The organism is Pseudoalteromonas sp. XI10 (assembly GCF_001469895.1).
Classification (GTDB): Bacteria; Pseudomonadota; Gammaproteobacteria; order Enterobacterales; family Alteromonadaceae; genus Pseudoalteromonas.
Genome location: NZ_LOPY01000011.1, coordinates 63,869 through 90,393, shown reverse-complemented (window position 1 = coordinate 90,393; position 26,525 = coordinate 63,869). Strand labels below are relative to the sequence as shown.

The following is a 26,525-nucleotide window of genomic DNA, read 5'->3' as shown; positions in this document are numbered from 1 at the left end:
CGAGTCTTTTAATCAGTGGCAAATTGGCACTGAACAGATAGTAAAATGGAAAGTTGAACAGTTATGCAAAAGTTAAATTGGCGACGTATAGTACTAAAAGTAGGTAGCGCATTAATCGCACCCGAACAAGACGGGTGTCGCTCACGTTATTTACTGACCATTGCACAGTTCATCGTTCGCTGTCGAGCGCAAGGTATCGAAGTTATTTTAGTATCATCGGGTTCGGTAGCTGCTGGTTCGCATTTATTCCCTGAACAAGAAAAGCGTTCAGTGACGATGAAAAAAGCAATGGCTGCTGCCGGTCAGACAGAAATGATGGCGATGTGGGATCGCTTCTTCGATTTCCCATCAGCACAGATTTTATTAACTCATGGTGACTTACGTGACCGTGAGCGTTACACAAGCATTCGTGAAACCGTTTTCACCTTACTTGAGCATGGTGTATTACCTATCATCAATGAGAATGACACGGTAACAACCGACGATTTAAAAGTTGGCGACAATGATAACTTGTCGGCAATGGTTGCTGCAGCTGCGGATGCAGATGCATTGATGATTTTTTCGGATGTTGATGGTCTTTATGACAAAAACCCGAATTTACATGAAGATGCAGTATTATTACCTGAAATTGAAAGCATTGATGAGTCAATTTATGCCATGGCCGGTTGTGCAACCAGTGCCGTTGGTACAGGTGGTATGAAAACGAAAATCGAAGCGGCTGAAAAAGCCACTTCACATGGTATTACAACCTTTATTTTAAATGGTTTTAAAGAAGAGACATTTAACCGACTGCTAGCGGGTGACAACCCAGGTACTATCTTCACACCATATGAAAAACCAATGCAAGAAGCTGTGCATTGGATGACTCACACAGCTAATGAGCAAGGTGAGGTTGTCGTTGAAGGTTCATTTGATGAATCATTAGAAGATGAAGACGGTTGTATTCGTAGCGATGAAATCGTTGCAGTACACGGAGAATTTGGCGTAGGCGATACCATTTTAGTCCGTAGTGATGATGGTACGCGTCTAGCAAAAGCCACAGCGAATTACAGTAGCTGTTTATTGAATTTTATTGCTGACAACGAGCAAAGTGAATTTAGCGAAAAAATGCAAGATTCAATCGGCCCAGTTGTTTCAGAGAAAGATATCGCATTATTGGAGAAGTCATGAGTTTAATTACGGATATTTCGAGTCAAGCTGCAAAAGCTGCAACCCAGTTAGCTTTACTTGATACTGCTACTAAGAATCAAGTTTTAACTGAGATGGCAGAGGCGCTACGTGAAAGCAAAGCTTTTATCATCAAAGAGAACGAAAGCGATTTAGCGGCAGCACGTGATAACAACCTTGCTGCATCGATGATTGACCGTTTAACGCTTAACGATGAGCGTATTGAAGCAATGGCAGAAGGCATCGAAGTAATTGTTAGCCTTGATGATCCTGTTGGTCAATTACGTGAAATTTCAGAGCGTCCAAATGGTATTAAGATCAGCAAGATGCGCGTACCACTGGGTGTTGTATGTATGATTTATGAAGCGCGTCCAAATGTGACGGCTGATGCAGGTGCCCTATGCTTTAAATCGGGTAATGGTGTTATTTTGCGTGGTGGTAAAGAAGCACTACGTAGCTCGCAAGCAATCGCGAGCGTAATGCATAAAGTACTTGAAAAGCATGGTTTACCAGCTGCGTTGATTTCAGTGATCCCAGATCCAGACCGTGGCCTACTTATGGAGCTGATGCAACAGCGTGAAACAATTGATTTAATCATTCCGCGTGGTGGTGAAGGTTTAATTAATTTTGTAACAGAAAACAGTACTATTCCTGTGATTCAGCACTTTAAAGGTGTATGCCACCTTTATGTTGATAAAGACGCTGATTTGAACGTAGCAATCAATTTACTATTAAATGGTAAAACTCAGCGTACTGGTGTGTGTAATGCCCTAGAAGGCTTAGTGGTTCACCAAGATATTGCTGATGAGTTTTTAAATCTGTGTGCAGTTGTTCTTCGTCAAGAAGGCGTGAAAGTAAATGCAGATGCTAAAGCTGCCGAGTACTTTGATAATGCAACAGTACTTGCTGACGACGAGTTTGGTGAAGAATACTTAGATTTAGAAATCGCAATCAAGGTTGTACCTGACTTTGCTGGTGCCATTGATCATATTGCTAAGTTTGGTTCAAACCACACTGAAGTGATTTGTACTAAAGACCAAGCTGCAGCTGAGTTATTCCAACGCAGTGTGGATGCATCTGTGGTGATGGTTAATGCGTCATCGCGTTTTTCTGATGGTTCACAGTTAGGTTTAGGTGCTGAGATTGGTATTGCGACAACTAAGCTACATGCTTATGGTCCAATGGGTCTAGAGTCACTTACAACTGAAAAATACTTAGTGAATGGCGAAGGTCAAATTCGTGAATAATCACTAAAAAGTAATTGTTTAAAAAGCCGGGCTTTGCTCGGTTTTTTTGTGTCTAAAATAAAAAGAAGACAGCAGAAAGACTAATAAAGACGCTTGAATTTGGAATCTATTGGTTTTTATTAAAAATTTGGCAGATTGCCTAAAGAGAGGTAGGAAAGTGGTGGAGCTAAGCAGGATCGAACTGCTGACCTCCTGCGTGCAAGGCAGGCGCTCTCCCAGCTGAGCTATAGCCCCACATTCCTAAATACAGGATGCTCAAGTCTTGCGTCTCAAGCGGGGTGAACTTTAAATATTTTTGCATTTGTGGTCAAGTATTTTTTTTAAAATGTTCGATTTTTTACTCTGTTGTTTTATTTTTGGTAGACTAAAGCGCATTCACTGTTCAAGGCTTATCCAATAATGAAAAAAATAGCATGGCTTTTGGTTGTTTTACTTGCCGGTTGCGCAAGCCAACAAGAAGCGCCTCCTTTTGAAATCAATAATAAGCAGTTTTACGAAAAAAATGATGAGCAAGGCAATAAAATTTTTGCCTATGTGGTGTCAGTTAAAGCACAGGGCAGACGCCCGATTAATCTCGATAAGCCAATGACACGCAGGCAGTTTAAAGATTTTGCCGAGCAAGAAGTATTTGAAGAGTCGAGCAACTTAAAACTTATGCTCGAAGACCAAGCGGTTGAATTATTAAATGAAGAGCTTAAAGAACGACAATACTGCGACGATAAACACGTTATTGACGAAGTATTATGGCGTGATTTAAGTGTGCAATTACGAGGACGTTGTTTGTAAATGTATGCAGATAAAAGCAAGTTAGCTGCTACGCTAGCTCAATTAGATATTAATTATGATGTGATTGAGCATCCACCATTACACGGCAGCTTAGATGCCGATAAGTTTATGCTCGATAGACCGGGCACTCGTTTAAAAAACCTGTTTTTACGAGATAACGAAGGTAAGCGCCACTTTTTAGTGATCACCGCTCACGACAAACAACTCGACTTAAAAGCCATTGCTCAGCAGCAGGGGTTATCGCGTTTAGGGTTTGCATCTGATGAGCGATTAGCGCGTTATCTTAAAGTGCCACCGGGCTGTGTTTCTATGTTGGCACTGTTAAACGATAAGCAAAATAATGTCACTCTTTGGCTAGACCAAGAAATTTGGTTTAACGAGCTTTTTCATTGTCACCCTTTTGAAAATACCGCCACTTGGCTGATGAAAAAAGAGGACTTAGAGCTGTTTTTTGAAAGTACCGGGCATCAACCGCGTATCGTATTTCTACCTGCCAAATAAACTAAGCTTAAACCCACTAAGCAGACTAAAAGTAGCACGGTCATAAAGGCAACTTGGCCGTGTTGCTGATATACCAGCCCTGGTAATAATGAACCTAATGCCCCACCGCTATAATAAAACGATACATAACCGCCATTGGTGACACTCGCAGGTGCGCTGCTGATTTTATTTACCAGTGGAGCGGCACTTGAGTGGATAACAAACATTGCGCCACAAAAGCCAGTAAAAGCAATAACAAAAAGTAATAACTGTTGGCTCATCAATAGCACCATTGTCAGGCTATAAAATACAAAAACCCAGGTTAGTAAACGCCAAGGTGTTGATGACTTTCGTAACAACCAAGGTGTGGCTATAGAAGCTAGTGCACCAAGCAAATAACCGCTGTAAACCAGTCCGATGTCTCGGGTGTTAGTGATAGCAAAACTGTCTTGCAGAATGAAAGGTAAATAATTTAACAGTGCCGCAAAACAAAAGAACATACAAAACACCGCTCCGTAGAGCTTTAATACCAGCGGGTCTTTTAACTGCTTTAGATACAATAGCGGCGACTTTGCTGCATGAATACTCGCCCCTTTGTTTGATTTAGGAATGGCGAGTGCAAATAGTACTAAGCCAAGCGCAATCACATAATAAAAACTTTGCCAGCTTAAAAAGTCAGTAAACAATGCGGCGAGCATACGTCCGAAGTAGCCACCAACAATGGTGCTGCCAATGTAAAGCGTCATATTACGTTGTAATTGGTCAGCCTGAAAAGTCACACCGATATAACTGGTCATGGCTGTAAGAGCCGCAGGTAGAGTGATCCCTTGAATAAAGCGAACTAGCAATAGCAGCTCAAAACTTGGTGCTAAAGTAAAAGCTATACAGCTGATTGCTAACACAAACATGGCAATCTTTAAAATTGTTAGTGGGTTTCGCTTAGCTAAAAACAAGCCATACACTAAAGGAGCAATGGCTAGTGGCAACATAGTAGCAGTCATTAAGCTACCAGCAGTAGCAGGTGACACAGAAAAATGACTGGCAAATAATCCAAGTAAGGGTTGTGGGGCGTATAAAACAAAGAAAATAAACACAGAGCAAAGTAACAAATGTCGCAGCTGCATTTTTAGCTCCCAAGAGGAAAAGCCCTAGCTTATCGGGTACAGGTTTTTTTACAAGTTCAAAGGCGACTAAAATGATAAATCTTGCGTTAAATCAATATGTCATGATTTCATCGCGTGTTAATCTCACACCAATATACTCGATTGCTGTGAATCAAGTGGGCTCAGTACTGTTATTTGTTGGCAGAGCTGATTAAAATAACCCTAATACGCATTAATAAATTGGAATTTCGTCATGGGTTCATTACAAGATCAATTACTTAAAGCTGGTCTTACTACGGCACATAAAGCTAAAGTAGCCAAAACAGAAAAGCGCAAACAGCAAAAGAAGAAAAAGAAAGGCGCCACGAGTAATCCTAGCGATCTGCAAAAACATATTGAACAAACTAAGCTTGAGCAGCAGAAAAAAGCCGATGAGCTAAATCAAGCGCGTTTAGAAGAGCAAAAGCAACGTGAGCAAGTAGCGCGCGTTAAGCAGATTTTAGAGCATCACAATCAAGATGAGATCCGTGGTGATCGTACATTTAACTTCACTTATCAAAATAAAGTGAAAGAGCTCGAAGTAAACGAAAAAACACAAAAGGCCCTAGCTGGTGGCCGTTTAGCAATTTGTGTTTTAGAAGGCCAATTTTTTGTACTGGAAGACGAACCAGCACGAAAAGTCGCTGAAGTCAGCGAAGACTACATAGTGTTCCATGTTGAGCCTGAAGATAAGCAAAAGGATGAAGATGATCCGTATGCTGATTTTGAAGTACCTGATGATTTAATTTGGTAGTGACTGTTTCTATTGCCGTTACAATTTTCGGGTGCAATATTGTTAAATCATGGTCTACACTAAAGAAAATGTTTAATAACCCGTCAAAAAAGAGAAGATACAAATGAGCAAGATCACGAAAATTTTATGTGGGGCTGGCATTGCAATGGCTGCAAGCCTATCTTTCAACACTATGGCTGCGGATGGTGCAACACTATACACAGCTAAGCTTTGCCAAACTTGCCACGGTGCAGAAGGTAAAGCGCCTATCATGGCTCAGTACCCTAAATTAAATGGTCAAAATAAAGAGTACTTACTAGCACAAATGAAAGACATTAAGTCAGGTGCGCGTAGCAACGGTATGGCTGCTGCGATGAAAGCAATGGTTGCAAACGTATCTGAAGAAGAAATGGCTGCAATTGCTGATTACTTATCACAAGTAAAATAAACACCATTTTAGCGTGAAAAGGCCACATCAATTGATGTGGCCTTTTTGTATCACCTATTGATCATCTATTAATAGTGATTTAGACTTCTATACATCTATTTGTGCAGTGTCACATATACAAGGTTTTCCATGTTTGACTTACCAAAACTCGATTTAAAAAATAAAGTATCTGAACAAGAATGGCAGCTTCGTGTTGATTTAGCTGCATGTTACCGTTTAGTTGAGCACTTTAGATGGGGGGATTTAATTTATACCCACCTATCGGCACGTTTACCGGGCACAGATCACTATTTAGTTAATGCATTTGGTCTTAGTTTTGATGAAGTGACGGCATCTAATCTTGTGAAGGTCGATTTAGCTGGCAATATTCTTGATGACACGCCATTTAAAATTAATCCGGCTGGTTTCACTATTCACAGCGCTATTCATGAAGTTCGTGATGACGCTCACTGTGTTATTCATTTACACACAAAAGAAACCATCGCCGTTGCAACGCAAGAAAAAGGCCTGTTACCACTTAGCCAATACTCAATGTTCTCATTGCCATCATTGTCTTATCATGGCTACGAAGGGCTAGCGGTAAACAGTGATGAGAAAAAGCGCTTGCAAGATGATTTAGGCACTACTAATCACATGCTATTGGTTAACCACGGTGGCTTAACTGTTGGCCCAACAGTAGGAGATGCCTTTATGCGATTTTATGATTTGCAGCGTGCCTGTGAAATTCAATTGGCTATTCAAGCCAGTGGTCAAACGGCAATTCCAGTACCACAACCTATTATCGATAATATTTATAATCAAGCGAATGTCGTGCATAGTGGCAGCACAGGTGGCCAGTTAGCTTGGCCAGCCATGTTGCGTAAAGCTTATCGTCTTGATCCCAGTTTTGCTCAGTAAGGAGTAACCATGAAAGTTAATCGCGTCGAAGTGTTCGATATTCATTGTCCAGACAGACCTGCTTGGACACCTGTTTTTGTGCGTATTCACACCGATGAAGGTATTAGCGGTGTGGGTGAAGCGGGTCTGGCTTATGATTTAGGTCATAGTGCAGCTGCGGCAATGATCAAAGAAATGGCTGATGCCTTTTTAATTGGTCATGACCCATTTCAAACAGAAAAACTTTGGTCACGAATGCTACGCGAAAGCTTTTGGGGTTTAGGTGGTGGTCCTGTTGTATATGCAGCAATGAGCGCCATTGATACTGCACTTTGGGATATTAAAGGTAAAGCATTAGGCTTGCCTGTTTACCAGCTATTAGGTGGCAAAGTTAACGATAAGCTGCGTACTTATGCATCACAATTACAGTTTGACTGGGACAGCGAATTTAAAGCGCTTGTTCACCCAGAAGAATACGCAGAAGCAGCGCTTAAGGCGATGGCTGAAGGGTATGATGCGGTAAAAGTTGACCCAATCCAGTACGATAAAAACGGCAATACTTATTACGATCGCACTAACATTATTTCTCGTGCAGAAATGAAATTATACCGTGCGCGTATGCAGGCTATTCGTGAAGCAGTCGGTGACGAAGTTGACATTATTTTTGAGTGTCACAGCTTACCTGGTGCGACATCAGCAATTCAAATTGGTGAAATTGCTGAAGAGTTCGATTGTATGTATTACGAAGAGCCTGTGAATTACTTAAATCATTCATTACATGCAAAAGTTGCTGACAAAGTAGCGGTGCCAATTGCAGGTGGTGAACGTTTGTATAACCGCTGGGGTGTGCGTCCATACTTAGAAGATCAAAGTATTGATGTACTACAGCCAGACTTAGGCCTGTGTGGTGGTTTCACTGAAACTAAAAAAGTGTGTGATTATGCTGATATCTTTGATGTGCGAATTCAAGCTCACGTGTGTGGCGGCCCAGTAGCAACTGCAGCTTCGTTACACCTAGAAACCGCAATTCCTAACTTCTTAATTCACGAACATCACACCTATGCGATTAAAAAATGGAACCGTGAATTGTGTATTCAAGATCCACAACCTAAAAATGGTTTCTTCCAAGTATCAGAAGAGCCAGGTATCGGTATTGAATTAAATGATGAAGTCGTTATGCGCTCACAACGTGTTGAGATTAAGTAATACTCACTAATATATTTTAAAAAAGCCCGTAAGGGCTTTTTTTATATCTGCTTTTTAGTTTAGGTTAGTTTATCGGTTTACATTTTACCAAAGGCAGTGGCTCGGTCGCTTTACTATCTAGATGGCGCACAAAACACATTTTATTTTTGATTAATAATTCAAAACGCTCAGGCATAGCTAGCTGTTTACCCATTATCGGGTTACCTTGCGCATCCAGTACATTCATACTATCAGTCACTAATATACTGCTATTTATAAACGCATCATCGGCAACAGCAATTGGCTTGCTGTGCATCAACCTTGCGATACCTTGCGCTATTAGTTCACTTTGCGGCTCCATAAGCCGTGCATATTGCAATTTAGGTGTAGGCTCTTGGCTTTGAGCACTACAGCCTAGCAGTGTCGATAACAGTAATAGACTAGTTAGTTGGGCTCTCATTAAGGTTCCTACTGCTCTAAAATTTTACTTTGCTGAAGCAAGGTAGAAGTACGGGTATCAAGCACTTTCGGTGTGTCTGTAAAAATAGCCGGTGCAAACCCTTGTTCACTAATCGTTGAAGTGGCGGCAGGACAGCGGCCAGTCTCACGATAGCTAAGCGCTGTACTTAGCATAGCTTCACTTTCATCTCCTAATTGATGAGTGAAGTCGTCAGCAACAGCGCAGCCTGGGATCATTACAGGTTGAAACTCGCTATCGTTGCTGTTTTGTGGTGCAAAGCCATCTGCATATTCACCAAATTCCTTATTGTTGACGCCCGTAAACTGAATGCTGAAATACGTAGTATCACAGTTATCAGTTGGGTAGTAACCATAGGGTTTGCCACAGGTTGTTTCGCCTATTTGAATTACCTCGATGTCGGCACCGCGTAGGCCATTAATCACTGCCTCACTTGCTGAGCAGGTGCTGCCTGTTGTCAGCACAAAAACACGTTCTAGGTTCAACGAAGGCAATGGGGTTCCTGGGCTGACAGCTGGGTTTTCGGCAAAGCCTAAAAACTCATCAGTAAAATAAACAGGCTCTAAGCGATCGCCAGTGATTGGGTTAAACGTTGGATGCTGATCATTAAAAATAGTGCGCTCGAAGATTTTACCTGTGGTGTTGCTTTCACCAGCTACCATGTAAGCAACTTGGCTGGCCATTTGCAGGAATCCACCGGGGTTATAGCGCATATCAATAATTAAATCTTTAACGTTACTTGCAGCTAAATTATTAAAGGCATCGTATAAGGGTTTTTCTGCTACAGCATTATGGCGATTAAACTGAAAGTAGCCTACTTCACCATTGGCGAAGGTCTTTATGTTGCTAACTGCTTGGCCTGTAATAGTTTGTGCAGTCATAGTGACTTCGCGAATTTCGCTGGTATTAATGTCTTTGAATACAAAAGAGGTCACCTTGCCAGACTCTGATGGAAAGAGGCCTGCATTTAATACATCAACCTCAGCTTGGGTGCTGGCATTTACAAAGTCAACGCCATCCACTTCAATGACTTCTAAGCCTCGGCTCAGATTGAGGTTTTCAGCCGGTGAGTTAGGTTCTGTGTAGCTGATAATCCCTTGGCGAGGGGCGCTGGCACTGATTAACTTAAGTTTAAAGCCATAACCAAAAGACTGCCCCGATTGGCTCTGAGCTTGCCACTCGTCAGTTGGCAAGCTGGCATGAAAGTTATCTTTATTTGCACCTGAATCAGTGGTGTTTTGGGTTTTTAATAAGGCAAAGTAATTTAAAACACCGTCAGTCAATGCAGGGTCGCGATCAACAATTTCGTCATACCAAAGGTAGGTTTCGTGACTCCAAGCGCGTAGCCAGTGCTTTTCATTAAGTGCTTGGCATTGTTGGTCAAACCTACTTGATGGCTCAAATACACCTTCAGTCCATGTGATATCAGCAGCATCGATAGTCCCTGACTCTGAGCTACCAGAACCACCACAGCCTGCAATGATAAGCGAACACGTAACTGCTACAGCAGCTAAAGGCTTTTTAAAATGAACAAACATAACACCAACCTAAACAGCTTTACTGACCTGAATATAGCTAGTTTTTAAGCAATTAGATAGATTTCGCGGGCGTTTTTATAGCTTAGTTTACGCCATAAACTCGACTGCGAGCACAATGAGTGATAGTGCTCCCAGCAGTTTTTGTAGCTGGTATTTATCTGGCAAACAGGGAAATTACTGGCAAACATCACTCGATGTTCACCAAAGTACTTAACTAAATTATTAACCAGCCAAAGATGTTTGTTTACTGCTATTTGCGTGAACTCTAACCCTGAGAACTTTATCGCGATATTATCGCAGCGGCTGAGTTTAATGATTGCTTCGAGCCATCTTTGCTCATTACTAATAAAGCCTAAATGATTAATTACCACACGTAATGAGGGCAGTGCGGTGCAATATTTAATAAGTTGCTCGGTTACCTGTATGTTTTCAATTTCAAACTGTGCTTCAAAGTGTAAGTTTTCGCTTGCGAGCATGGCTAGGTTATCTTGGCAGTGAGGAGTTAATAAGCGCTTTGCTTCATCACCTTCGGTTATATCGCGAATACCAACCAAAGATGAGTGCTTTAACTCATTGAGTGACGCTTCAAAGTGTTTGGTAGATGCGTCAATCGCGCTGTAGCTGATTGCGCGATAGGGAATGTCATTTAAATGCGTTGCAAGCCAATTAAGCTCATTCACTGGCGCTTGGTTATCAAAGCCAGCTTCAATATGCACCAGCGCTTCTAGTTGAAATGGGCAAGCGGCTTTAAGCTCTGAAGCAGTAATTTGTTTTTTTATTTTATCTAGATTTGGCCAAGCGGGAGGGTTGCTACCTTGTAGCCAAGTGTATTGACCCTCAGTGAGGTTAAAAAAGTGCACATGTGGGTCAATAACTTTGTCGCTCATTGCGTGGTGTATCCACCATCAATGCTTTGTAAGCTACCAGTAATAAAGCTTGCTTCTGGGCTTATTAAAAAATTCACCAAAGCAGCAATTTCTTCTGGTTGCCCTAAACGGCCTAGCGGCTGCAGCGCGGCTTCTTCAGCAACAATTTCTGCTTTATCGGCACCACTGCGCTGACAATATGCATCAATTGCATTATGAAACAGTGGTGTTTCTATCGTACCCGGACAAACCGCATTAGCACGAATGTTAAATGCAGCATAATCGAGTGCCGTCGTTTTAGCCATTGAAGCTAGCGCATGCTTGGTGAGGTTATAAGCAAACGAGTTTGGTTTGCCAATGATTGCCTGATCAGAAGCAACCAATACAATACTGCCGCCTTGTTGGCTTTTCATGCTAGGTAATACTGCTTGAATTGCAGCATAGGCACCTTTCACATTGAGCGCAAACAGAGCATCAAACGTTGCTTCATCGGTATTTTCGATGTTGGCACTTAAATGACGACCCGCATTAGAAATTAAGGCATCGACGCGACCCGTCTGTGCAATAATTTCGGCAATAACCGACTTCACTTGCTGAGTATCACTAACGTCACAGTGGCGATAGTTGCCCTCAGACGGGGTGATATCTAAGTTATATACTGTGTAATCTTCACGTTCTAAACGCTCAACGATAGCTTTGCCAATACCTTTACTACCACCAGTGACAATTGCAACGTTTGTCATCATTAATCCTTAGTGGCTGTGGCCACAACCGCCTTCACCGTGCACGTGGCCGTGTGATAATTCTTCGGCAGTTGCTTGGCGAACATTAATCACTTCAACATCAAACGTTAGTGTTTTACCAGCAAATGGGTGGTTTAAATCACAATCTGCATTGAAACGGCCCACTTTAACGATAGTCACTTGGTGACGACCTTGGTTTGAATGAACGATTGCAGTCATACCTGGCTTCCACACTTTTGTGTTGCCTTGTAAATGCTTAAGTGGAATACGTTGAATAAGGTTATCAACGCGCTCGCCGTAAGATTCGCTAGGCTCAAGTGTTACGCTAAAGTTATCGCCAGCCGATTTACCTTCAAGGGCTTTTTCAAGACCAGGAAGCATGCCTTCAGTGCCATGGATATATGAAAGTGGCTCGCCATCTTTACTTGATTCGATTTGCTCGCCTGCTTCACTAAGTGTGTAGTGAAATTCAACCGCTGCGTCTTTACTGATCTGCATGTTATTTCTCTTTAGAATTTAAATATAGGCGCTGATTTTACGCTAACCACAAAGAGTGAGCAATCAAGGCTTTTTCAACGAACTTTCGATGCCTGACAACATGGCTTCGCTGGCTGGTACTTGCGGTTCAGCGGGTTTTGCTTGCGGTAGGTGCAATGTTAAAATGGTGCCTGGTTTTAAAATGCTGGTGGCACTGAGTTTATTCCACGTTGCGACGTCTTTATGAGGCACGTCGTATAGCTGACTGATACTCCAAATTGAATCACCTGGTTTGACGAGGTAATCAACCGCAATGGTTGCGATGACTTCCTCATGCTGTTCAAGGTAAGGGCTGATATTGTAATCAACCATAAGTGATTCCGGCATGGTTTGGGGCTGTGATAAGCGCAATTGTTCACCGACCTTAATCAGGTTACTTGTTTTGCTATTAAGCGCTTTCAGATCCTTTACAGACATATTAAAGCGTCTGGCAATGCCATAAAGGGTATCGTCTTTTTGCACTATATACTCACCGGCAAAGTTGTTGCGAAACAGCTTACTTTGCAACAAGGTGCGGCGCTCCATAGGTAAAAGCAGAGTATGTGGACCATTTGGCGAGCTTTGGTTTTTTAAATATCCTGGGTTTAATTTGTGGAGCTGGTTATGCCCCACGCCAGATAAGTTAGCGATCACCGAAAAATCAAATTGCTGGCCAACATCAAATTCTGTAGTGAGTGCTTTATTCACTAATTTAGGGCGTTTTAAGCCTTGTTCAGGATGTTTTAGTAAATAGCTAAGTGCCAAAAGTTTAGGTATATATTCAGCGGTTTCTTTTGGTAGTGATAATGACCAATAGTCAGTTTTTTTGCCAAGCTTTTTATTTTTTTCGATAGCTTTTTTAACGCGCCCTTCACCACTGTTATAGGCAGCAAGGGCATGCAGCCAATCACCATCAAAGCGTTTATGTAAGTAACTTAAATAAGCTAAAGCGGCATCGGTTGAAGCGAGTATGTCTTGGCGGCCGTCATACCATTGGTCGCTTTGCACACCAAAATGATAAGCCGTTGCACCGACTAACTGCCAAACACCAACGGCTTGCTCTGATGATCGTATTGTTGGTCTAAAATCACTTTCAACAAAGGGTAATAGGGCCAGCTCCATCGGTAGCTTTTGTTGCTCGATACGTGTGACGATATGATACAAATAAGGTGCCGCACGTTTATTTACTTTAATCAGGTAATTGGGTTGTTTTAAATACCATTTTACTCGTGCAGATGTATGTTTATTGGTTTGAAATACCAGCGTTAAATTGTTGGCGATATGCTGCCATAGATCTTTCGAACGAGGCTTTGCTAGCGGGGTATTATTGACTGCTATGGGCGCAGCAACAGGACGTGGTTCAACAGCTGTTGAATCGACAAACTCACTAGGTGCTTGTTGGGTTGTTAAATCGGGCTCATAATGGCTAAAAATCTCCGGCCTTGCCCGTTGTTGTTCTGTTTCTTGCTGAGTTACTTGGCATCCTTGTAAGCCAATAAACAAGCTCAGCAAAAGTAAATATTTCAAACTTACTTGAGCCATATAATAAAATCCTTTTACTATTTTAGCCCTATTTTGACAATTTGCTTTGTTTAAGTCCAGCTTCTAGAAACATAGAAAACGCTCTTTCGCCCACTTCATCAAGCTGGTATTGCTGTTTAACCTCTGCAGGAAAAAGCGGAATTAATTCACTCACTGGTTTATCTGGCGAGGAATTTGTCATCTCTTGAATGGTTTTTAAAAACCTTAAAGGGAGTGCAAGCTCAGCAGGTGTCAGTGGCTTACCGTGACCCGGTAAAATTGTTGTCAGTGTGGTATTTTTTTGGATGCCTTGCAGCGTGGTTATCCAGCTAGAAAACGTACCATGCCCAGGATAGGGTAAGCTGTCGACTATATCGCCACCTAACAGCACGCGACCTTGATCTGCACTTAAAGTGAGATCGCCCTTAGTGTGTGCTTGATACGGTGTAATAACGATAGGGTAATTACCAAGGTCTAGCTGTGTTGGTTCAGTAATGCTAATCGCTGGTGGCTTTAAGGTGAGCTCTCGCCAGCGAAATAAGCGTTTTTTAGCAAGTTCTAGTTTGTCGCGCCAAATAGCTTGTTGATCTTCAGGTTGATTGGCAAGGCGTTGATAGCTCAATTCAATACTTTTTTCATAACCATCTAATTTATCTGTCAATGCTTGCTGCATTGCTACAAACTCAGTTGCTACTTGCTGATGCACAATAAGCTTAGCTTCAGGGTACTCAGCCTGTAAAACGGCCAAGCCTAGCAGATGATCATCATGATAATGGCTCGCTACTAAATAACATAATGGTGTTTTTAAGCGTTCTTTTAGCTGCTCTGCGAGCTTTTCTACTTCGGCAAAGTTACCACTGGCATCAAACATTAATGCGCATTCTTTACCTTCAATCAGCACTTGATTCGAATCGTAAAAACGCAGTTTATTTTGTTGTTGTAGAAATTGGATTTCGGGAGTGATGCTATGCCAGCTAACGCTTGCTTGGGCGCTATAGCTTACGAAAAGACAGATCAAAAAAGCACAAAATCGCATAGTGTTTCGCTCTGATAGTGGTTAGTAGAATTGATTGTAAACAAAAAAAGCGCAGGATGCGCTTTTTTCTAAATACTAAGGTGCTGGCTAAGCTTATCTATTAAGCTGTCATGTTGTTGCTCTTGTTCTGCTTGTTGAGATTTAACTTCAAGCAATTCATGACTTAAATGTAATGCTGCCATCAGCAACGCTTTTTGGTCATTGCGAACCGATGAGCGTTGTTTCATTTGCTCCACTAAGTCATTCAAATTTTGTGCAGCAGCAACTAGGGCGTTCTCTTGCCCAGGTGGGCAAGAGAACTCATGTTCTTTACCTAGTAGCTCTATGGTGACCCGCTGACTTTGTGGGCCGCTCATTAGCTAGCCTGTTGAACGCTTTGTAATTTCTCAAGCAGGCCAGTCAATGTGCTGCTTGTATCTTTTTGTTTCTCTTCGTTTTCTAGTACTTCTAATTGCAGAGTTTCATTCTCATCTAAAAGCTTAGTGTTTTGCTCTTGTAAGCTTTTAACTTCGCTTTCAAGTTCACTGTTGCGAAGAATTAACTTGTCGATCAGTTGTTCGAGTTGGGAAAGAGTTTCGTTATTCATAAATGCGCTCATAAAACTGTGATTATTGTCATGCAAATGTAAAGGAAAGTGTCTTGATATGCCAGCATTTACGGCCGTTTTAGAGGATTTTTATTTATTATTAAGGTGTAATTCAGCGTAGCGGCTTTTTTATTCATTTATGATTCACCAAAGCGCCAGATGCTAGGATCATTTTCTGTTTATCATGTACAATATGGCTATTCATTTTTAATGCAGATTTGCATTTGGCGATTTATAAATATGCTTAGTTATCGACACTCTTTTCATGCAGGCAACCCTGCTGATGTGCTAAAACATCTTGTTCTAGCTGAAGTTCTTAAATACCAAACAATTAAAGACAAACCACTTGATTATGTGGACACCCACTCAGGTGCTGGCTTTTTTGAACTTGCAGGCAGTGATGCACAAAAAACACAAGAGTATTTAAATGGGATTGCTAAGCTTTGGAAGCATAACAGTGAACACAATGCACTTAATGAGTACATTGAGCTGATTAAATCATTTAACTCAAATGGTAATTTAGATTTTTACCCTGGTTCGCCAAAAATTGCAGAGCACTTTTTACGTCGCCAAGATAACGGTTGGTTCTTTGAGTTGCATCCACGTGACTTAGAATTACTGCAAGACAATATGAAAGGTAAGCGTTCTATTCGCGTACGTGGTGAAAACGGCTTTCAAGGCTTAATTGGTTTATTACCACCAGCATCACGTCGAGCTTGTGTGCTTATTGACCCTCCTTACGAAATTAAAAACGACTACGATACGGTTGTTAATACCCTTGTGAAAGCGCATAAACGCTTTGCAACTGGAACGTACATGATTTGGTATCCGGTTGTAGATCGTGAGCGAATTGACAGAATGGAAGCGGGCTTAATCGCATCGGGTATGCGTAACATTCAGCTTTTCGAGCTTGCAACGGAGGCAGACACCGACGTTCACGGTATGACAGCATCGGGTATGATAGTGATCAACCCGCCATGGAAATTAAAGCAAACAATGGATGCGGTATTACCAGAGCTTGTTTCATTACTAAGCGATAGCAGTGGTTTTTATCGCAGTGAACAGTTAGTTGAAGAATAATTACTTCAATACAAAAACGCCTAGCAATTGCTGGGCGTTTTTTATTTAACTGTTGTTAATTCATGTAAGTCGCTGCGAAGGTCGCAAGTGGCTCATCACTATCATCTAACAAGGTTAACTGTTCACCATTGATAGAGTACTTAGCTGTTGCCGCAAGTGCTGCAGACATGGCCGCTTCAATATCCATTTGTGATACACACATTTTTTTGGTGCTTGCTAATGGGTTGAATGTAAGCGTCTGCTCGTTAACCTCGTAACTACCTGAGAAGTTATTACAACCTAAGTGACCATTGGTTGAACCATCGTCTTTAAACTGTACGAAAGGTTCTTTATTTTCAACGGTGATAGCCTCACCGCTGATTGTAACTGCTTTCCAATACGTATTGGTCAATGTTACGTCTGGCTTTTTCGCTGATACTTTTGTCACTGTCACCTTGTACACATCACCAGAGGCATCTTCGGCAAATGGATTATTATGAGTGGTGCTGATGTAAAGTAATTTACCTTGATTCTCAATGCGTGCACTCACACTGTAGCGGTGACGATCAGCAATTTTGCTTTCATCATACTCAAGTGCCACGTTATATGGCGGTGCGCCATTTAACTCAATTTCTTGTTCGCTGATAACCTCTGCTTTGGCATCCATTTTTGATACATCAGCAAGTTGTACTTTTAATACTGAACCCGGTGGCAGCATGCTGCGGTCTAAATAAATAACCTGAGTATTGAGGGTTTTCATTGTTGATTGCTCAGCTTGTGGTGCGGCAGAGTCTTCACCACAACCTGTTAATACTAAGCTGCTCCCTAAGATCATTAAACTGCATAGAGAAGCGCGTTTGAAAGATGAGATGGTATCCGAAGCCATGATTGTTTCCTTGCGTTTTAGGGTTATGCGTCTTTGTAATTGAATAAGCATAAAGTTCGCTGACTTAATCATAGCTTAATTAACAAAAAATGGGCACTAGGCCCATTTTCTTAATTACGGATTCGCTTTAAAAAGCAAATTGAGTGCTCGTTATTTTTTCACGTATTTGGTAAGAATAACAATGCGTTGACCATCAACACGGCCTTCAATGTGTTCTGGGTTACTCGTTAAACCAATGTTTCTTACTGCTGTGCCACGCTTAGCAACAAGGCTACTGCCTTTCACATCAAGATCTTTAATAAGTGTCACAGTGTCACCCGCTTGAAGTACAACACCATTACTGTCGATGTGCTTAATATCGTCATCTTCAGCTAGGGCTGTTTGCGCCCATTTTAACGTGTCTTCTTCAAGATAAATCATATCTAGTGCATCTTGTGCCCAGCCGTTATCAGCAGCTAAGCGCTTTAACATGCGATAAGCCACAACTTGTACAGCAGGAGTTTGACTCCACATGCTGTCATTCAAGCAGTGCCAGTGGTTTGCAGTCAAATCAGCATTGTTTTCGATTTGATCTTTACAAGTTTGGCAAACATAAATGCATTTATCAGAATGAGCCTCTGTAACAGGCGGCACTTCGTATACAGACAGGTTATCTGTAGCGGCACAAAGTTCACATTGGTTATTACTGCGTTCGATTAGGGCTTGTTCAATGCTCATAGGAGGCTCTTTTTAGTTAACAAGGTAAGAAAAACAGCGCGCATTATAGCAAAAGCAGGTCCAAAGCGGAATATCCTTAGTCATTGTAGGGGTATGAATATAATGATTTAGCAAGGCAAACATCTTTCACTATACTTACAACAATAGTAATGTGGAGTTAGCCACATCTAAGTGAGAAGTAGAATGTCAGAATTAAGTATGGAAGGTAACAAAAGTCAGAGCATGACTCAGTATATAGCCCGGCAGCCAATATTTAATGCTGACAGAAGTTTGTATGCTTACGAATTATTGTATAGAGAATCGAGCGATAATGTCTTTCCAGTAGGCACGAGTGATGGCCAAGCCACAGGTCGACTGTTTTTTAATGCGTTAATGTTGATGGGACTCGAGAAGCTAACGGGTTTTCAACCTGCGTTTATCAACCTATCGACTGACGCTATTTTGGATGACTTCCCTAAGTTGCTGCAACCACGCAGTGCAGTTATCGAAATAGTAGAGCGGGCTACTAGCATTCCAAAAGTAGTAAACCGCGTTAAGCAATTAAAACAAGAAGGCTATTTGTTCGCGCTTGATGATTACGATGGCACTGAGAAATGGCAAGATATTTTGCCTTTGATGGATTTTATTAAGCTTGAAGTTACGCAGCCGATTATCAAAACCAACATGATGATCAAAAAGCTCAAACGCAGCTTCCCAGAAACCACTATCATAGTGGAGCGCATTGAAACGTATGAAGACTTTAAGCAGCTAAAAGCGGCTGGTTGCGACCTGTTTCAAGGCTACTTTTTTGCCAAGCCAGAGCTTTTAAGTTTTGGTAATGTTGAACCATCAAAAGTTGCCGTGCTTGAATTACTTAACTGTACTGCGCAAACAGATTTAAATTTTGATGCAATTCAACAACGGGTTGCTAAAGATATAGGCCTTACGGCACGCATTTTAAAATTAGTTAATGCGCGGATCAGTAATAGTCAGCAAACAATTCGTTCGATTTCACAAGCGGTTATTTACCTTGGTGAAGACGCGATTAGACAATTTGTACGGGTATTAGCGCTGAGCGAGTTAGGCAATGATAAACCGCAAGAGCTGACGAAACTTGGTTTAACAAGAGCTAAATTTATTGCGCTGATGCTTGAACCCGGTGGTAAAGACCTTGCTGAACAGGGTTATTTAGTCGGCTTACTCTCTGTTTTAGATGCTATTTTAGATATGGAGCTTGATATCATTGCCAAAGAGTTTTCACTGGGTAGTGAGCTTTCGAGCGCACTGTTAAACTTTAATGGCATGCAAGGTGCGAGCTTACAACTTGTTAAGGCGATGGAAGAAGAGCAATGGCAAACTGCTCATGAGCTGCTAATGATGATCCGCCCTGCGTCAAAGATGGATGTGGTTTTTCAAGCTATGTACGATGCCCGTGCTTATGCAGATGAAGTGTTCGCAAGCTTATCATCGGTTACAGACTAAAAGTGCAGAGTTCGTTATGATGCGGGCTCTGAGTATTAAAAAGGTTTGTAACTAATGCGTGTTGTTTTTCCAGTACTGGCTATTTTAATTGCCTTGGCGTTACTAATTCCCGGTGTAACCCAGCCTGTGCTCACCCTAGAAGGAAAAATCGATAAATCAAAGCTTGCCAAAACAGGTATTGAAATGATTGCAGATGAAGGCGAACGCAATACCCGTAGCGTGTTAATGATGGCTTCAAGCATGTTGGGGCTTGATAAGCTTGAAGGTGAAATAGATGCCTACAAAAAAACACGCAGCATTTGGGGCACTGTGAATGAGCTTGCCAATAACAAAAATTACCTTGTCGCCGCGCTTGTTGCAGTGTTCTCGATTGTTATTCCCACTTTAAAACTCCTGATGCAATTGCTTTATTGTTTTTTACCTGCGAATAGATTTAAGCATTTGCTCGGTCAACTCATACAGGGCCTAAGTAAATGGAGCATGGTTGATGTGTTTGTGATTGCATTGATCGTGTCTTATTTAGCAGGTAATGCCGATGGGCAAATGGGCGAGCTAATCAAAATGCATGCCGAACTGGGTAATGGATTTTGGTATTTTACTGGCTATTGCCTGTTTGCTATTGCTGCCAGCAGTAGCATAAAAATAGATAAGCCCTTGTCGAGCGCGTAAATTTCGGGCTACAATTTGGGCAATTAATTTTTAAGGTATGATGATGACGCGACTTTCAGGCTACTTATTGATAGCTATGATGCTGCTCACTTTTGTGGGTCAGTCAGTTGCGTCTGTTGCTATGGTATGTGATATGCCACATGCCAGCATGCAAATGGATCATCATGCTAATATGAATGCTGACAGCGACATGAGTGATATGGATTGTTGCCATGAAGACGTAATGGATAACAGCGATTGTGCGTGTCCGTTTAATGCCTGTACAGCTCACTCACTCCTGCCGTTAAATGATTTAGTTGTTAAATCAATTAAGCAATCAGAAAAAGTCACCGTGTTAGGCGCAAGCCAGCTTAGGTTCCACACAAGTTCTTTATACCGCCCACCTATTACTGCTTAAGCAGGATAGGTCTGTCTAAAATTCAGTAAAACGCTGAAATACTCCTTATTCTGCACCCAAAATCTATTGTTTTTTAACCATTTTTAAGATTTTTGGAGCATGTGATGATTCACAGCAAATTGATTAAGGCGCTTTCTCTAGGCGCAGTATTGATAACCTCAAGTTTAGTGAAAGCAGAGCCATTGGCGCTCAATCAGGTGATTGATTATGCATTGACTCACGAGCCTTGGTTACAGGCAAATAAATACCAGCAACAGGCGCTAGAAGCGCAAAGCATTGCGGCAGGTACCTTGCCAGATCCAGTGTTAACCGTTGGACTCATGAACTTACCAACCGATGGCTTTGCCTTTGACCAAGAGGGTATGACGCAATTCAAAGTGGGCTTGTCACAACAATTTAGCCGAGGTGATAGTCTTGCCTTACAGCAACAAGCTTTAAAACAATCGGCTGAACAATACCCTTGGCTTAGAGCAGACCGCCAAGCACAGGTTAAAGCCATTGTTAGCGAAGCATGGCTAAATGCCTATCGTGCACAAAAAAGTATTCAACTGATCAACCAAGATAAAGCCTTATTTAATCAACTTATTGATATTACAGAAGCAAGCTATGCCAATACACTTGGAGCGACTCGCCAGCAGGATATTATTCGCGCTCAGCTAGAGCTGACTCGTCTTGAAGATAAGCTGGTGATGTTAGAGCAACAGTTTGATAGTGCCAAAAAGCGACTGGCTCAATGGTTACCTATTGAATTGCTAAACGGTGCCGTGAGCGATGAAAATACTAAGGTGTCTGCACTAATGTCTTATCAAGAGCTTGCTCCATCGGGTGTTACTGAAGTGCTGATGAGCCACCCGGCAATTATCGCTATTGATCATGCAATGCGTGCTAAAAACACCCAAGTGCAAGTGGCAAAAGAAGCGTATAAACCGCAATTTGGAATGAACCTAGGCTATGGCTATCGTGATGATACTCCTATGGGGGACTCTCGCGCTGATTTACTCTCTATTGGGGTGAGTGTTGATTTACCGCTGTTTACTGATAACCGTCAAGACCAGCAAGTTAATGCAGCAATAGCTAGTGCAGAGGCAGTAAAAACTAACAAACTTATCACCCTACAAAAACTGCAAGGTCAGTATTTTAAAGAGCTTAGCCAGTTGAGCCGACTTGCTCAGCGCAAAGCGCTGTATCAACAGCAGCTTTTACCGCAAATGGCAGAGCAGGCTGAGGCGACATTAAATGCTTACACTAACGATGATGGTGACTTTTCAGAAGTGATGCGCGCACGCATCAGCGAACTTAACGCAAAAATTGATGCGTTGAATATCGAAATAGACAAACAAATTACCCTCGCTCGCCTTAACTATTACGCAGCAGCAAAAGATAACCAAATAAATGCAGCACAAAGCCAAGGAGCTACCAATGAATAACACAGTGAAATTAGTTATCGCTTTGGCGGTAGGTGCAGCATTGGCAACGGCTGTAAATAAATTGGCTGAGCCAGAACATGAAGCTATGCCAAGCGCTGAGAAAAAGCCGCTATATTGGGTGGCGCCTATGGACAGTAATTACCGCCGTGATGAACCGGGTTTATCGCCAATGGGTATGGAGTTGGTGCCCGTTTATGAAGAGCAGAGTAGCGCTGAAGACAGCCCAGGTACTGTGAGAATCTCACCAGCAGTCGTTAATAACTTAGGGGTAAGAACGGCGCCTGTACGTTTTAAATCATTACAAACTACCGTTGATACGGTTGGCTATGTGCAATACGACCAAGACCAACTCGTGCATATTCACCCTCGTGTCGAAGGTTGGATAGAAACCTTATATGTAAAAGCCGCTGGTGACCAAGTTAAGCAAGGCGAGCCACTTTATACCTTGTATTCTCCACAGCTAGTGAATGCACAAGAAGAGCTACTGCTTGCCCTCAAACGTAACAATGCAGTGCTTATACGTGCGGCCAAAGCACGCTTAGCCTCACTGAATGTTTCTGACGATTTTATTGCCCGATTAGAGCAAAGCAAAAAGGTCAGACAAAACATTACCTTTTATGCCAAGCAAAGTGGTGTATTGGATGAGCTAAATATCCGCGAAGGCTTTTTTGTGAAACCAGGCACAACCATGATGAGTATTGCTCACCTAGAAGAAGTGTGGGTTGAAGCTGAAGTTTTTGAGCGCCAAGCAGGGCTTATCCATAAAGGCTTGCCAGTTACTATGAACCTAGACTATTTACCGGGCAAACGCTGGCAAGGCAAGGTCGATTATATCTACCCAACCCTTGATGAGAAAAACCGTACCCTTCGCGTACGTTTACGCTTTGCCAACCAAGATGGCTTACTCAAACCGAATATGTTTGCTGAAGTCAGCATTACTACTAAGCCAACTGAGCCGCAATTAGTGATAGCAAAAGAAGCGGTGATCCGCACCGGTAGCCAAGACCGTGTCGTGATTGATTTAGGTGAAGGGCGCTTTAAATCAGTGGCCGTAACGCTAGGTCGTAGTGATAATCATGATGTCGAAATTTTATCAGGCTTATTGAAAGACGATAACGTAGTGGTTTCAGCCCAGTTCTTAATAGACTCCGAATCAAGTAAGAGTTCTGACTTTATGCGTATGCAAGAACCAGATAGTGACAGCGCAATGGTAAATGGCGTGATCAACAGTATTGACCGCGAAGCTCGCACTGCTGTGATCAGTCGTGAGGCTATCCCTAAGTGGGGACGCGAGGCTGCAACTATGGAGTTTCATTTTTCGCCGCGCATTGATATGTCTAGTTTGCAACGCGATGATGAAGTGCATTTTACCTTTAAGTTGGTAGACGGTGAGTTTGTGATTTTTGACATCATGACCATGAGTCACCCTATGCAAGGAGAAATGCAATGATAGCTGCCGTGATCCGTTGGTCAGTCGGTAATCGCTTCTTTGTATTACTGCTGTCTTTAATGTTGGCGGGCTTTGGGATTTTTTCTTTAAAGAATACCCCAGTTGATGCCTTGCCTGACTTATCTGATGTACAGGTTATTGTAAAAACGTCTTACCCAGGACAAGCGCCTCAGGTGGTGCAAGACCAAGTAACGTTTCCTATCACTACAGCGATGTTGTCGGTGCCGGGAGCTGAAACCGTAAGGGGCTTTTCGTTTTTTGGTGACTCTTATGTATACGTTATTTTTAACGAAGACACCGACCTTTATTGGGCCCGTAGTCGGGTGCAAGAGTATTTGAGTCAAGTAAGTGCTCGCTTACCAGATTCAGCAAGGCCTGAACTTGGCCCTGATGCAACAGGTGTGGGTTGGATTTACTTGTATGCGCTGGTGGATAAAACCGGTAAGCACGATATTAGCCAGCTACGCAGCCTGCAAGATTGGTTTTTAAAGTTTGAGCTGCAAACTGTGCCGGGCGTATCAGAAGTAGCCTCGGTTGGCGGTATGGTTAAGCAGTATCAGGTTAATGTCGACCCCGATAAATTACGTGCTTATGGTATTCCGCTCAGTTTAATTCAAACAGCAATTAAGCAAGGTAACCAAGAGCGTGGTGCTTCTGTGGTCGAAATGGCTGAAGCTGAATACATGGTATCAAGCACAGGTTATATTAAAAGTGTCGCAGATTTAGAAGCCATTCCGCTGGGTACTAATGCCAATGGCACGCCACTACAATTACGCGATGTGGCTGATATAAAACTTGGACCGCAAATGCGCCGTGGTATTGCCGAACTAAACGGCGAGGGTGAAGTAACTGGTGGTGTAGTGGTGATGCGCTTTGGAGAAAACGCCGAAGCAACCATCAAACTAGTAAAAGAAAAGCTAGAGTCGCTCAAAAAAGGCCTGCCAGAGGGGGTTGAAATCATCCCTGTGTACGACCGCTCAAACCTTATTACCCAAGCGCTTGATAACTTAAGCTCAAAGTTAATTGAAGAGTTAATCGTCGTGGCCTTAGTGTGTGTGGTGTTTTTATTCCATATACGCTCATCGATCGTAGCTATTATCACGTTGCCAATGGGTATTTTAACGGCTTTTGTGGTGATGTATTGGCAAGGTATAAACGCTAATATCATGTCGCTTGGCGGGATAGCGATTGCCATTGGTGCAATGACCGATGGTGCTATCGTGATGATAGAAAATATGCATAAGCATATGGAAAAAACTCCACTGACCGATGAGAACCGCTGGCAAGTGGTGATGGACTCAGCCGCAGAAGTCGGGCCCGCGTTATTCTTTAGTTTATTGATTATCACTGTCAGCTTTATGCCAGTGTTTATTCTTGAAGCACAAGAAGGGCGTATGTTCTCGCCACTGGCTTATACAAAAACCTATGCAATGGCAGCTTCGGCTGGTTTAGCGATTACACTGGTGCCGGTATTAATGGGCTACTTTATTCGCGGTAAGGTTATTTCGGAGCAGAAAAACCCTGTAAACCGCTTATTAGTGGCAGCCTATAAACCTTTGTTAAATGCGGTATTAAAAGCACCGAAAACAACATTGGTACTGGCATTAGTGTTGGCTGCTATTGGCTTTTACCCGGTTAATAAAATTGGTAGCGAGTTTATTCCTCCCCTTGATGAGGGTGACTTAATGTATATGCCTACTACTTACCCTGGTATTTCAATTGGTAAGGCCCGTGAAATCTTACAGCAGACCGATAAGCTAATTGCCAGTGTGCCAGAAGTTGAGTCGGTATTTGGTAAGGTAGGTCGTGCAGACACTGCAACAGATCCTGCGCCGCTCACCATGATCGAAACCTTTATTCAGTTAAAGCCAAAATCACAGTGGCGAGAGGGTATAACAACAGAAAAACTGAAAAAAGAGCTCGATAATCTGGTTAAGTTCCCAGGGCTTACTAATGCGTGGGTTATGCCAATCAAAACCCGAATCGACATGCTTGCTACTGGTATTAAAACACCTGTAGGGATCAAAGTAGCAGGGCCAAAGCTGAGCGAAATTCAAAAAATCGGTGAGCAAATTGAAGTCATCTTAAAAGATTTACCGGGTACAGCTTCGGTTTACTCAGAGCGCGTTGCTGGCGGTCGCTACATCAAAGTTGATATCAACCGTGAGAAGGCTGCGCGTTACGGTTTAAACATTGCTGATGTGCAACAGGTTGTTGCTACTGCTATCGGTGGTATGAATGTGACCGAAACTGTTGAAGGGCAAGAGCGTTACCCTGTTAATTTGCGCTATCCACAAGATTATCGCGACTCGCCAGAAGAGCTTAAGTTATTACCGATAGTGACACCAAACGGACAGCGTATCGCATTGGCTGATGTTGCCCATGTCTTTATCGAAGATGGCCCGCCGGGTATTAAAAGTGAAAATGCCCGTATTAATGGCTGGAGCTTAATCGACATTGAAGGCAGTGATATCGGCAGTTATGTTGAGCATGCGCAACAAGCGCTGCATGAGCAACTTGAGCTACCTGCTGGTTACTCAATTACGTGGGCGGGGCAATATGAATATATGGAGCGCGCAAAAGCTAAACTCAGTTACGTATTGCCATTAACCTTGGCAATTATTGTGGTGCTGTTATACCTCAATTTTAGAAGCTTTATTGAGGTGGCAATGATCATGCTGACCTTACCGCTTGCGATGATAGGTGGGATTTGGCTGATGTACCTTGAAGGCTTTAACTTCTCGGTTGCTGTTGGGGTTGGTTTTATTGCCCTAGCTGGGGTTGCTGTGGAAATTGGCGTGATCATGCTGGTTTATCTCAACCAAGCTTATCAAGATGCTAAAGCGCAATCAGCACAGTTTACGGTTACAGAGCTGCGCCAAGCAATTATCAATGGTGCGGGCCTCCGGGTTAGGCCCGTGATGATGACAGTTGCCACTATTATCATTGGTCTACTGCCAGTACTTTATGGCACAGGAACGGGCAGTGAGGTGATGAGCAGAATAGCCGCGCCTATGGTCGGTGGGATGCTCAGTGCCATAGTTTTAACGCTACTTGTGTTACCTGCGCTTTATTTTATATGGCGTAAACGTTACCTATAAATTTTACAGT

General features: G+C 42.4%; 28 protein-coding genes and 1 tRNA gene. 16 read left to right on the top strand and 13 right to left on the bottom strand.

All coding sequences use genetic code 11. From position 1 onward, the window contains the following. The first annotated feature begins 63 nt into the window (after nucleotides 1-63). Together proB and AUR67_RS02330 are read left to right on the top strand one after the other, a co-directional pair. Nucleotides 64-1,170, top strand: coding sequence for a glutamate 5-kinase (gene proB, locus AUR67_RS02335; protein WP_054563496.1), 1,107 nt, complete (start codon nucleotides 64-66; stop codon nucleotides 1,168-1,170). Further along, nucleotides 1,167-2,414, top strand: coding sequence for a glutamate-5-semialdehyde dehydrogenase (locus AUR67_RS02330; protein WP_058583963.1), 1,248 nt, complete (start codon nucleotides 1,167-1,169; stop codon nucleotides 2,412-2,414). The genes proB and AUR67_RS02330 overlap by 4 nt, the downstream gene beginning before the upstream one ends. A gap of 158 nt (nucleotides 2,415-2,572) precedes the next feature. On the opposite strand, the gene AUR67_RS02325 is transcribed toward AUR67_RS02330, so the two are convergent. Then, a tRNA-Ala gene (locus tag AUR67_RS02325) sits at nucleotides 2,573-2,648 on the bottom strand. A 165-nt stretch (nucleotides 2,649-2,813) separates the two neighbouring features. Between AUR67_RS02325 and AUR67_RS02320 the strand changes: the two genes are divergently transcribed. Together AUR67_RS02320 and AUR67_RS02315 are read left to right on the top strand one after the other, a co-directional pair. Beyond that, nucleotides 2,814-3,200, top strand: a complete 387-nt coding sequence (locus AUR67_RS02320) for a hypothetical protein (protein ID WP_054563498.1) — start codon at nucleotides 2,814-2,816, stop codon at nucleotides 3,198-3,200. Continuing rightward, the gene (locus AUR67_RS02315) at nucleotides 3,201-3,701 is read left to right on the top strand and encodes a prolyl-tRNA synthetase associated domain-containing protein (protein WP_058583962.1); all 501 of its coding nucleotides are present in this window, start codon (nucleotides 3,201-3,203) and stop codon (nucleotides 3,699-3,701) included. It abuts the gene before it with no gap. On the opposite strand, the gene AUR67_RS02310 is transcribed toward AUR67_RS02315, so the two are convergent. Next, nucleotides 3,668-4,804, bottom strand: a complete 1,137-nt coding sequence (locus AUR67_RS02310; RefSeq protein WP_054563500.1) for an MFS transporter — start codon at nucleotides 4,802-4,804, stop codon at nucleotides 3,668-3,670. The genes AUR67_RS02315 and AUR67_RS02310 overlap by 34 nt on opposite strands. Before the next feature lie 71 nt (nucleotides 4,805-4,875). Between AUR67_RS02310 and AUR67_RS21450 the strand changes: the two genes are divergently transcribed. The 5 genes from AUR67_RS21450 to AUR67_RS02290 all read left to right on the top strand — a co-directional run bounded on the left by AUR67_RS21450 (nucleotide 4,876) and on the right by AUR67_RS02290 (nucleotide 8,085). Beyond that, nucleotides 4,876-4,998: a hypothetical protein gene (locus AUR67_RS21450; protein WP_268801413.1), complete on the top strand. Its 123-nt coding sequence runs from the start codon at nucleotides 4,876-4,878 to the stop codon at nucleotides 4,996-4,998. Between the two features lie 38 nt (nucleotides 4,999-5,036). After that, a complete protein-coding gene (locus AUR67_RS02305) occupies nucleotides 5,037-5,576 on the top strand; it encodes a DUF2058 domain-containing protein (RefSeq protein WP_058583961.1) in 540 nt (179 codons plus the stop codon). Nucleotides 5,577-5,679: 103 nt separating this feature from the next. After that, nucleotides 5,680-6,003: a c-type cytochrome gene (locus AUR67_RS02300; RefSeq protein WP_058583960.1), complete on the top strand. Its 324-nt coding sequence runs from the start codon at nucleotides 5,680-5,682 to the stop codon at nucleotides 6,001-6,003. 129 nt (nucleotides 6,004-6,132) lie between these two features. Beyond that, nucleotides 6,133-6,900 carry a class II aldolase/adducin family protein gene (locus tag AUR67_RS02295; RefSeq protein ID WP_054552449.1) on the top strand — a complete coding sequence of 256 codons (768 nt, stop codon included), beginning with the start codon at nucleotides 6,133-6,135 and terminating at the stop codon, nucleotides 6,898-6,900. Between the two features lie 9 nt (nucleotides 6,901-6,909). Beyond that, complete coding sequence (locus tag AUR67_RS02290) at nucleotides 6,910-8,085, top strand: mandelate racemase/muconate lactonizing enzyme family protein (RefSeq protein WP_054552450.1); 1,176 nt, start codon at nucleotides 6,910-6,912, stop codon at nucleotides 8,083-8,085. 64 nt (nucleotides 8,086-8,149) lie between these two features. On the opposite strand, the gene AUR67_RS02285 is transcribed toward AUR67_RS02290, so the two are convergent. From AUR67_RS02285 to AUR67_RS02245, 9 genes are all read right to left on the bottom strand, one after another. Beyond that, nucleotides 8,150-8,524: a hypothetical protein gene (locus tag AUR67_RS02285; protein WP_058583959.1), complete on the bottom strand. Its 375-nt coding sequence runs from the start codon at nucleotides 8,522-8,524 to the stop codon at nucleotides 8,150-8,152. A gap of 8 nt (nucleotides 8,525-8,532) precedes the next feature. Further along, nucleotides 8,533-10,080, bottom strand: a complete 1,548-nt coding sequence (locus AUR67_RS02280; RefSeq protein WP_058583958.1) for a S41 family peptidase — start codon at nucleotides 10,078-10,080, stop codon at nucleotides 8,533-8,535. 44 nt (nucleotides 10,081-10,124) lie between these two features. Beyond that, nucleotides 10,125-10,967, bottom strand: a complete 843-nt coding sequence (locus AUR67_RS02275) for an amidohydrolase family protein (RefSeq protein WP_058583957.1) — start codon at nucleotides 10,965-10,967, stop codon at nucleotides 10,125-10,127. Then, entirely contained in the window at nucleotides 10,964-11,689 is a 726-nt protein-coding gene (locus AUR67_RS02270; RefSeq protein WP_058583956.1) for an SDR family NAD(P)-dependent oxidoreductase, read from the bottom strand. Before AUR67_RS02270 ends, AUR67_RS02275 begins: the two co-directional genes overlap by 4 nt. Nucleotides 11,690-11,698: 9 nt before the next feature. Beyond that, complete coding sequence (locus tag AUR67_RS02265; protein ID WP_054563509.1) at nucleotides 11,699-12,187, bottom strand: FKBP-type peptidyl-prolyl cis-trans isomerase; 489 nt, start codon at nucleotides 12,185-12,187, stop codon at nucleotides 11,699-11,701. A 63-nt stretch (nucleotides 12,188-12,250) separates the two neighbouring features. Beyond that, entirely contained in the window at nucleotides 12,251-13,747 is a 1,497-nt protein-coding gene (locus tag AUR67_RS02260) for a LysM peptidoglycan-binding domain-containing protein (RefSeq protein WP_152996462.1), read from the bottom strand. A gap of 28 nt (nucleotides 13,748-13,775) precedes the next feature. Then, a complete protein-coding gene (locus tag AUR67_RS02255; RefSeq protein ID WP_058583955.1) occupies nucleotides 13,776-14,762 on the bottom strand; it encodes an MBL fold metallo-hydrolase in 987 nt (328 codons plus the stop codon). A 68-nt stretch (nucleotides 14,763-14,830) separates the two neighbouring features. Continuing rightward, nucleotides 14,831-15,118: a cell division protein ZapA gene (locus tag AUR67_RS02250; protein WP_058583954.1), complete on the bottom strand. Its 288-nt coding sequence runs from the start codon at nucleotides 15,116-15,118 to the stop codon at nucleotides 14,831-14,833. Next, a complete protein-coding gene (locus AUR67_RS02245; protein ID WP_058583953.1) occupies nucleotides 15,118-15,348 on the bottom strand; it encodes a hypothetical protein in 231 nt (76 codons plus the stop codon). The genes AUR67_RS02250 and AUR67_RS02245 overlap by 1 nt, the downstream gene beginning before the upstream one ends. 240 nt (nucleotides 15,349-15,588) lie before the next feature. On the opposite strand from AUR67_RS02245, the gene AUR67_RS02240 reads away from it, so the two are divergent. Beyond that, the gene (locus AUR67_RS02240; RefSeq protein WP_058583952.1) at nucleotides 15,589-16,428 is read left to right on the top strand and encodes a 23S rRNA (adenine(2030)-N(6))-methyltransferase RlmJ; all 840 of its coding nucleotides are present in this window, start codon (nucleotides 15,589-15,591) and stop codon (nucleotides 16,426-16,428) included. Nucleotides 16,429-16,483: 55 nt separating this feature from the next. Here the strand turns inward: AUR67_RS02240 and AUR67_RS02235 are convergent, their stop codons facing one another. After that, on the bottom strand, nucleotides 16,484-17,293 hold the full coding sequence (locus tag AUR67_RS02235) for an META domain-containing protein (protein WP_058583951.1): 810 nt from the start codon (nucleotides 17,291-17,293) through the stop codon (nucleotides 16,484-16,486). Nucleotides 17,294-17,443: 150 nt separating this feature from the next. After that, a complete protein-coding gene (locus tag AUR67_RS02230) occupies nucleotides 17,444-18,010 on the bottom strand; it encodes a PhnA domain-containing protein (protein WP_058583950.1) in 567 nt (188 codons plus the stop codon). 183 nt (nucleotides 18,011-18,193) lie between these two features. Between AUR67_RS02230 and AUR67_RS02225 the strand changes: the two genes are divergently transcribed. The 6 genes from AUR67_RS02225 (at nucleotide 18,194) to AUR67_RS02200 (ending at nucleotide 26,515) form a co-directional block, all read left to right on the top strand. Next, nucleotides 18,194-19,471 (top strand): EAL and HDOD domain-containing protein, encoded by a 1,278-nt coding sequence (locus AUR67_RS02225; protein ID WP_058583949.1) that lies wholly within the window; start codon nucleotides 18,194-18,196, stop codon nucleotides 19,469-19,471. A 54-nt stretch (nucleotides 19,472-19,525) separates the two neighbouring features. Further along, nucleotides 19,526-20,140, top strand: a complete 615-nt coding sequence (locus AUR67_RS02220; protein ID WP_058583948.1) for a paraquat-inducible protein A — start codon at nucleotides 19,526-19,528, stop codon at nucleotides 20,138-20,140. Between the two features lie 43 nt (nucleotides 20,141-20,183). Then, complete coding sequence (locus AUR67_RS02215) at nucleotides 20,184-20,537, top strand: hypothetical protein (protein ID WP_058583947.1); 354 nt, start codon at nucleotides 20,184-20,186, stop codon at nucleotides 20,535-20,537. A 104-nt stretch (nucleotides 20,538-20,641) separates the two neighbouring features. Next, nucleotides 20,642-21,964 carry a TolC family protein gene (locus AUR67_RS02210; RefSeq protein WP_058583946.1) on the top strand — a complete coding sequence of 441 codons (1,323 nt, stop codon included), beginning with the start codon at nucleotides 20,642-20,644 and terminating at the stop codon, nucleotides 21,962-21,964. Next, the gene (locus AUR67_RS02205; protein WP_058583945.1) at nucleotides 21,957-23,414 is read left to right on the top strand and encodes an efflux RND transporter periplasmic adaptor subunit; all 1,458 of its coding nucleotides are present in this window, start codon (nucleotides 21,957-21,959) and stop codon (nucleotides 23,412-23,414) included. The genes AUR67_RS02210 and AUR67_RS02205 overlap by 8 nt, the downstream gene beginning before the upstream one ends. Further along, nucleotides 23,411-26,515, top strand: coding sequence for an efflux RND transporter permease subunit (locus AUR67_RS02200; protein ID WP_058583944.1), 3,105 nt, complete (start codon nucleotides 23,411-23,413; stop codon nucleotides 26,513-26,515). The genes AUR67_RS02205 and AUR67_RS02200 overlap by 4 nt, the downstream gene beginning before the upstream one ends. Nucleotides 26,516-26,525: the final 10 nt, after the last annotated feature.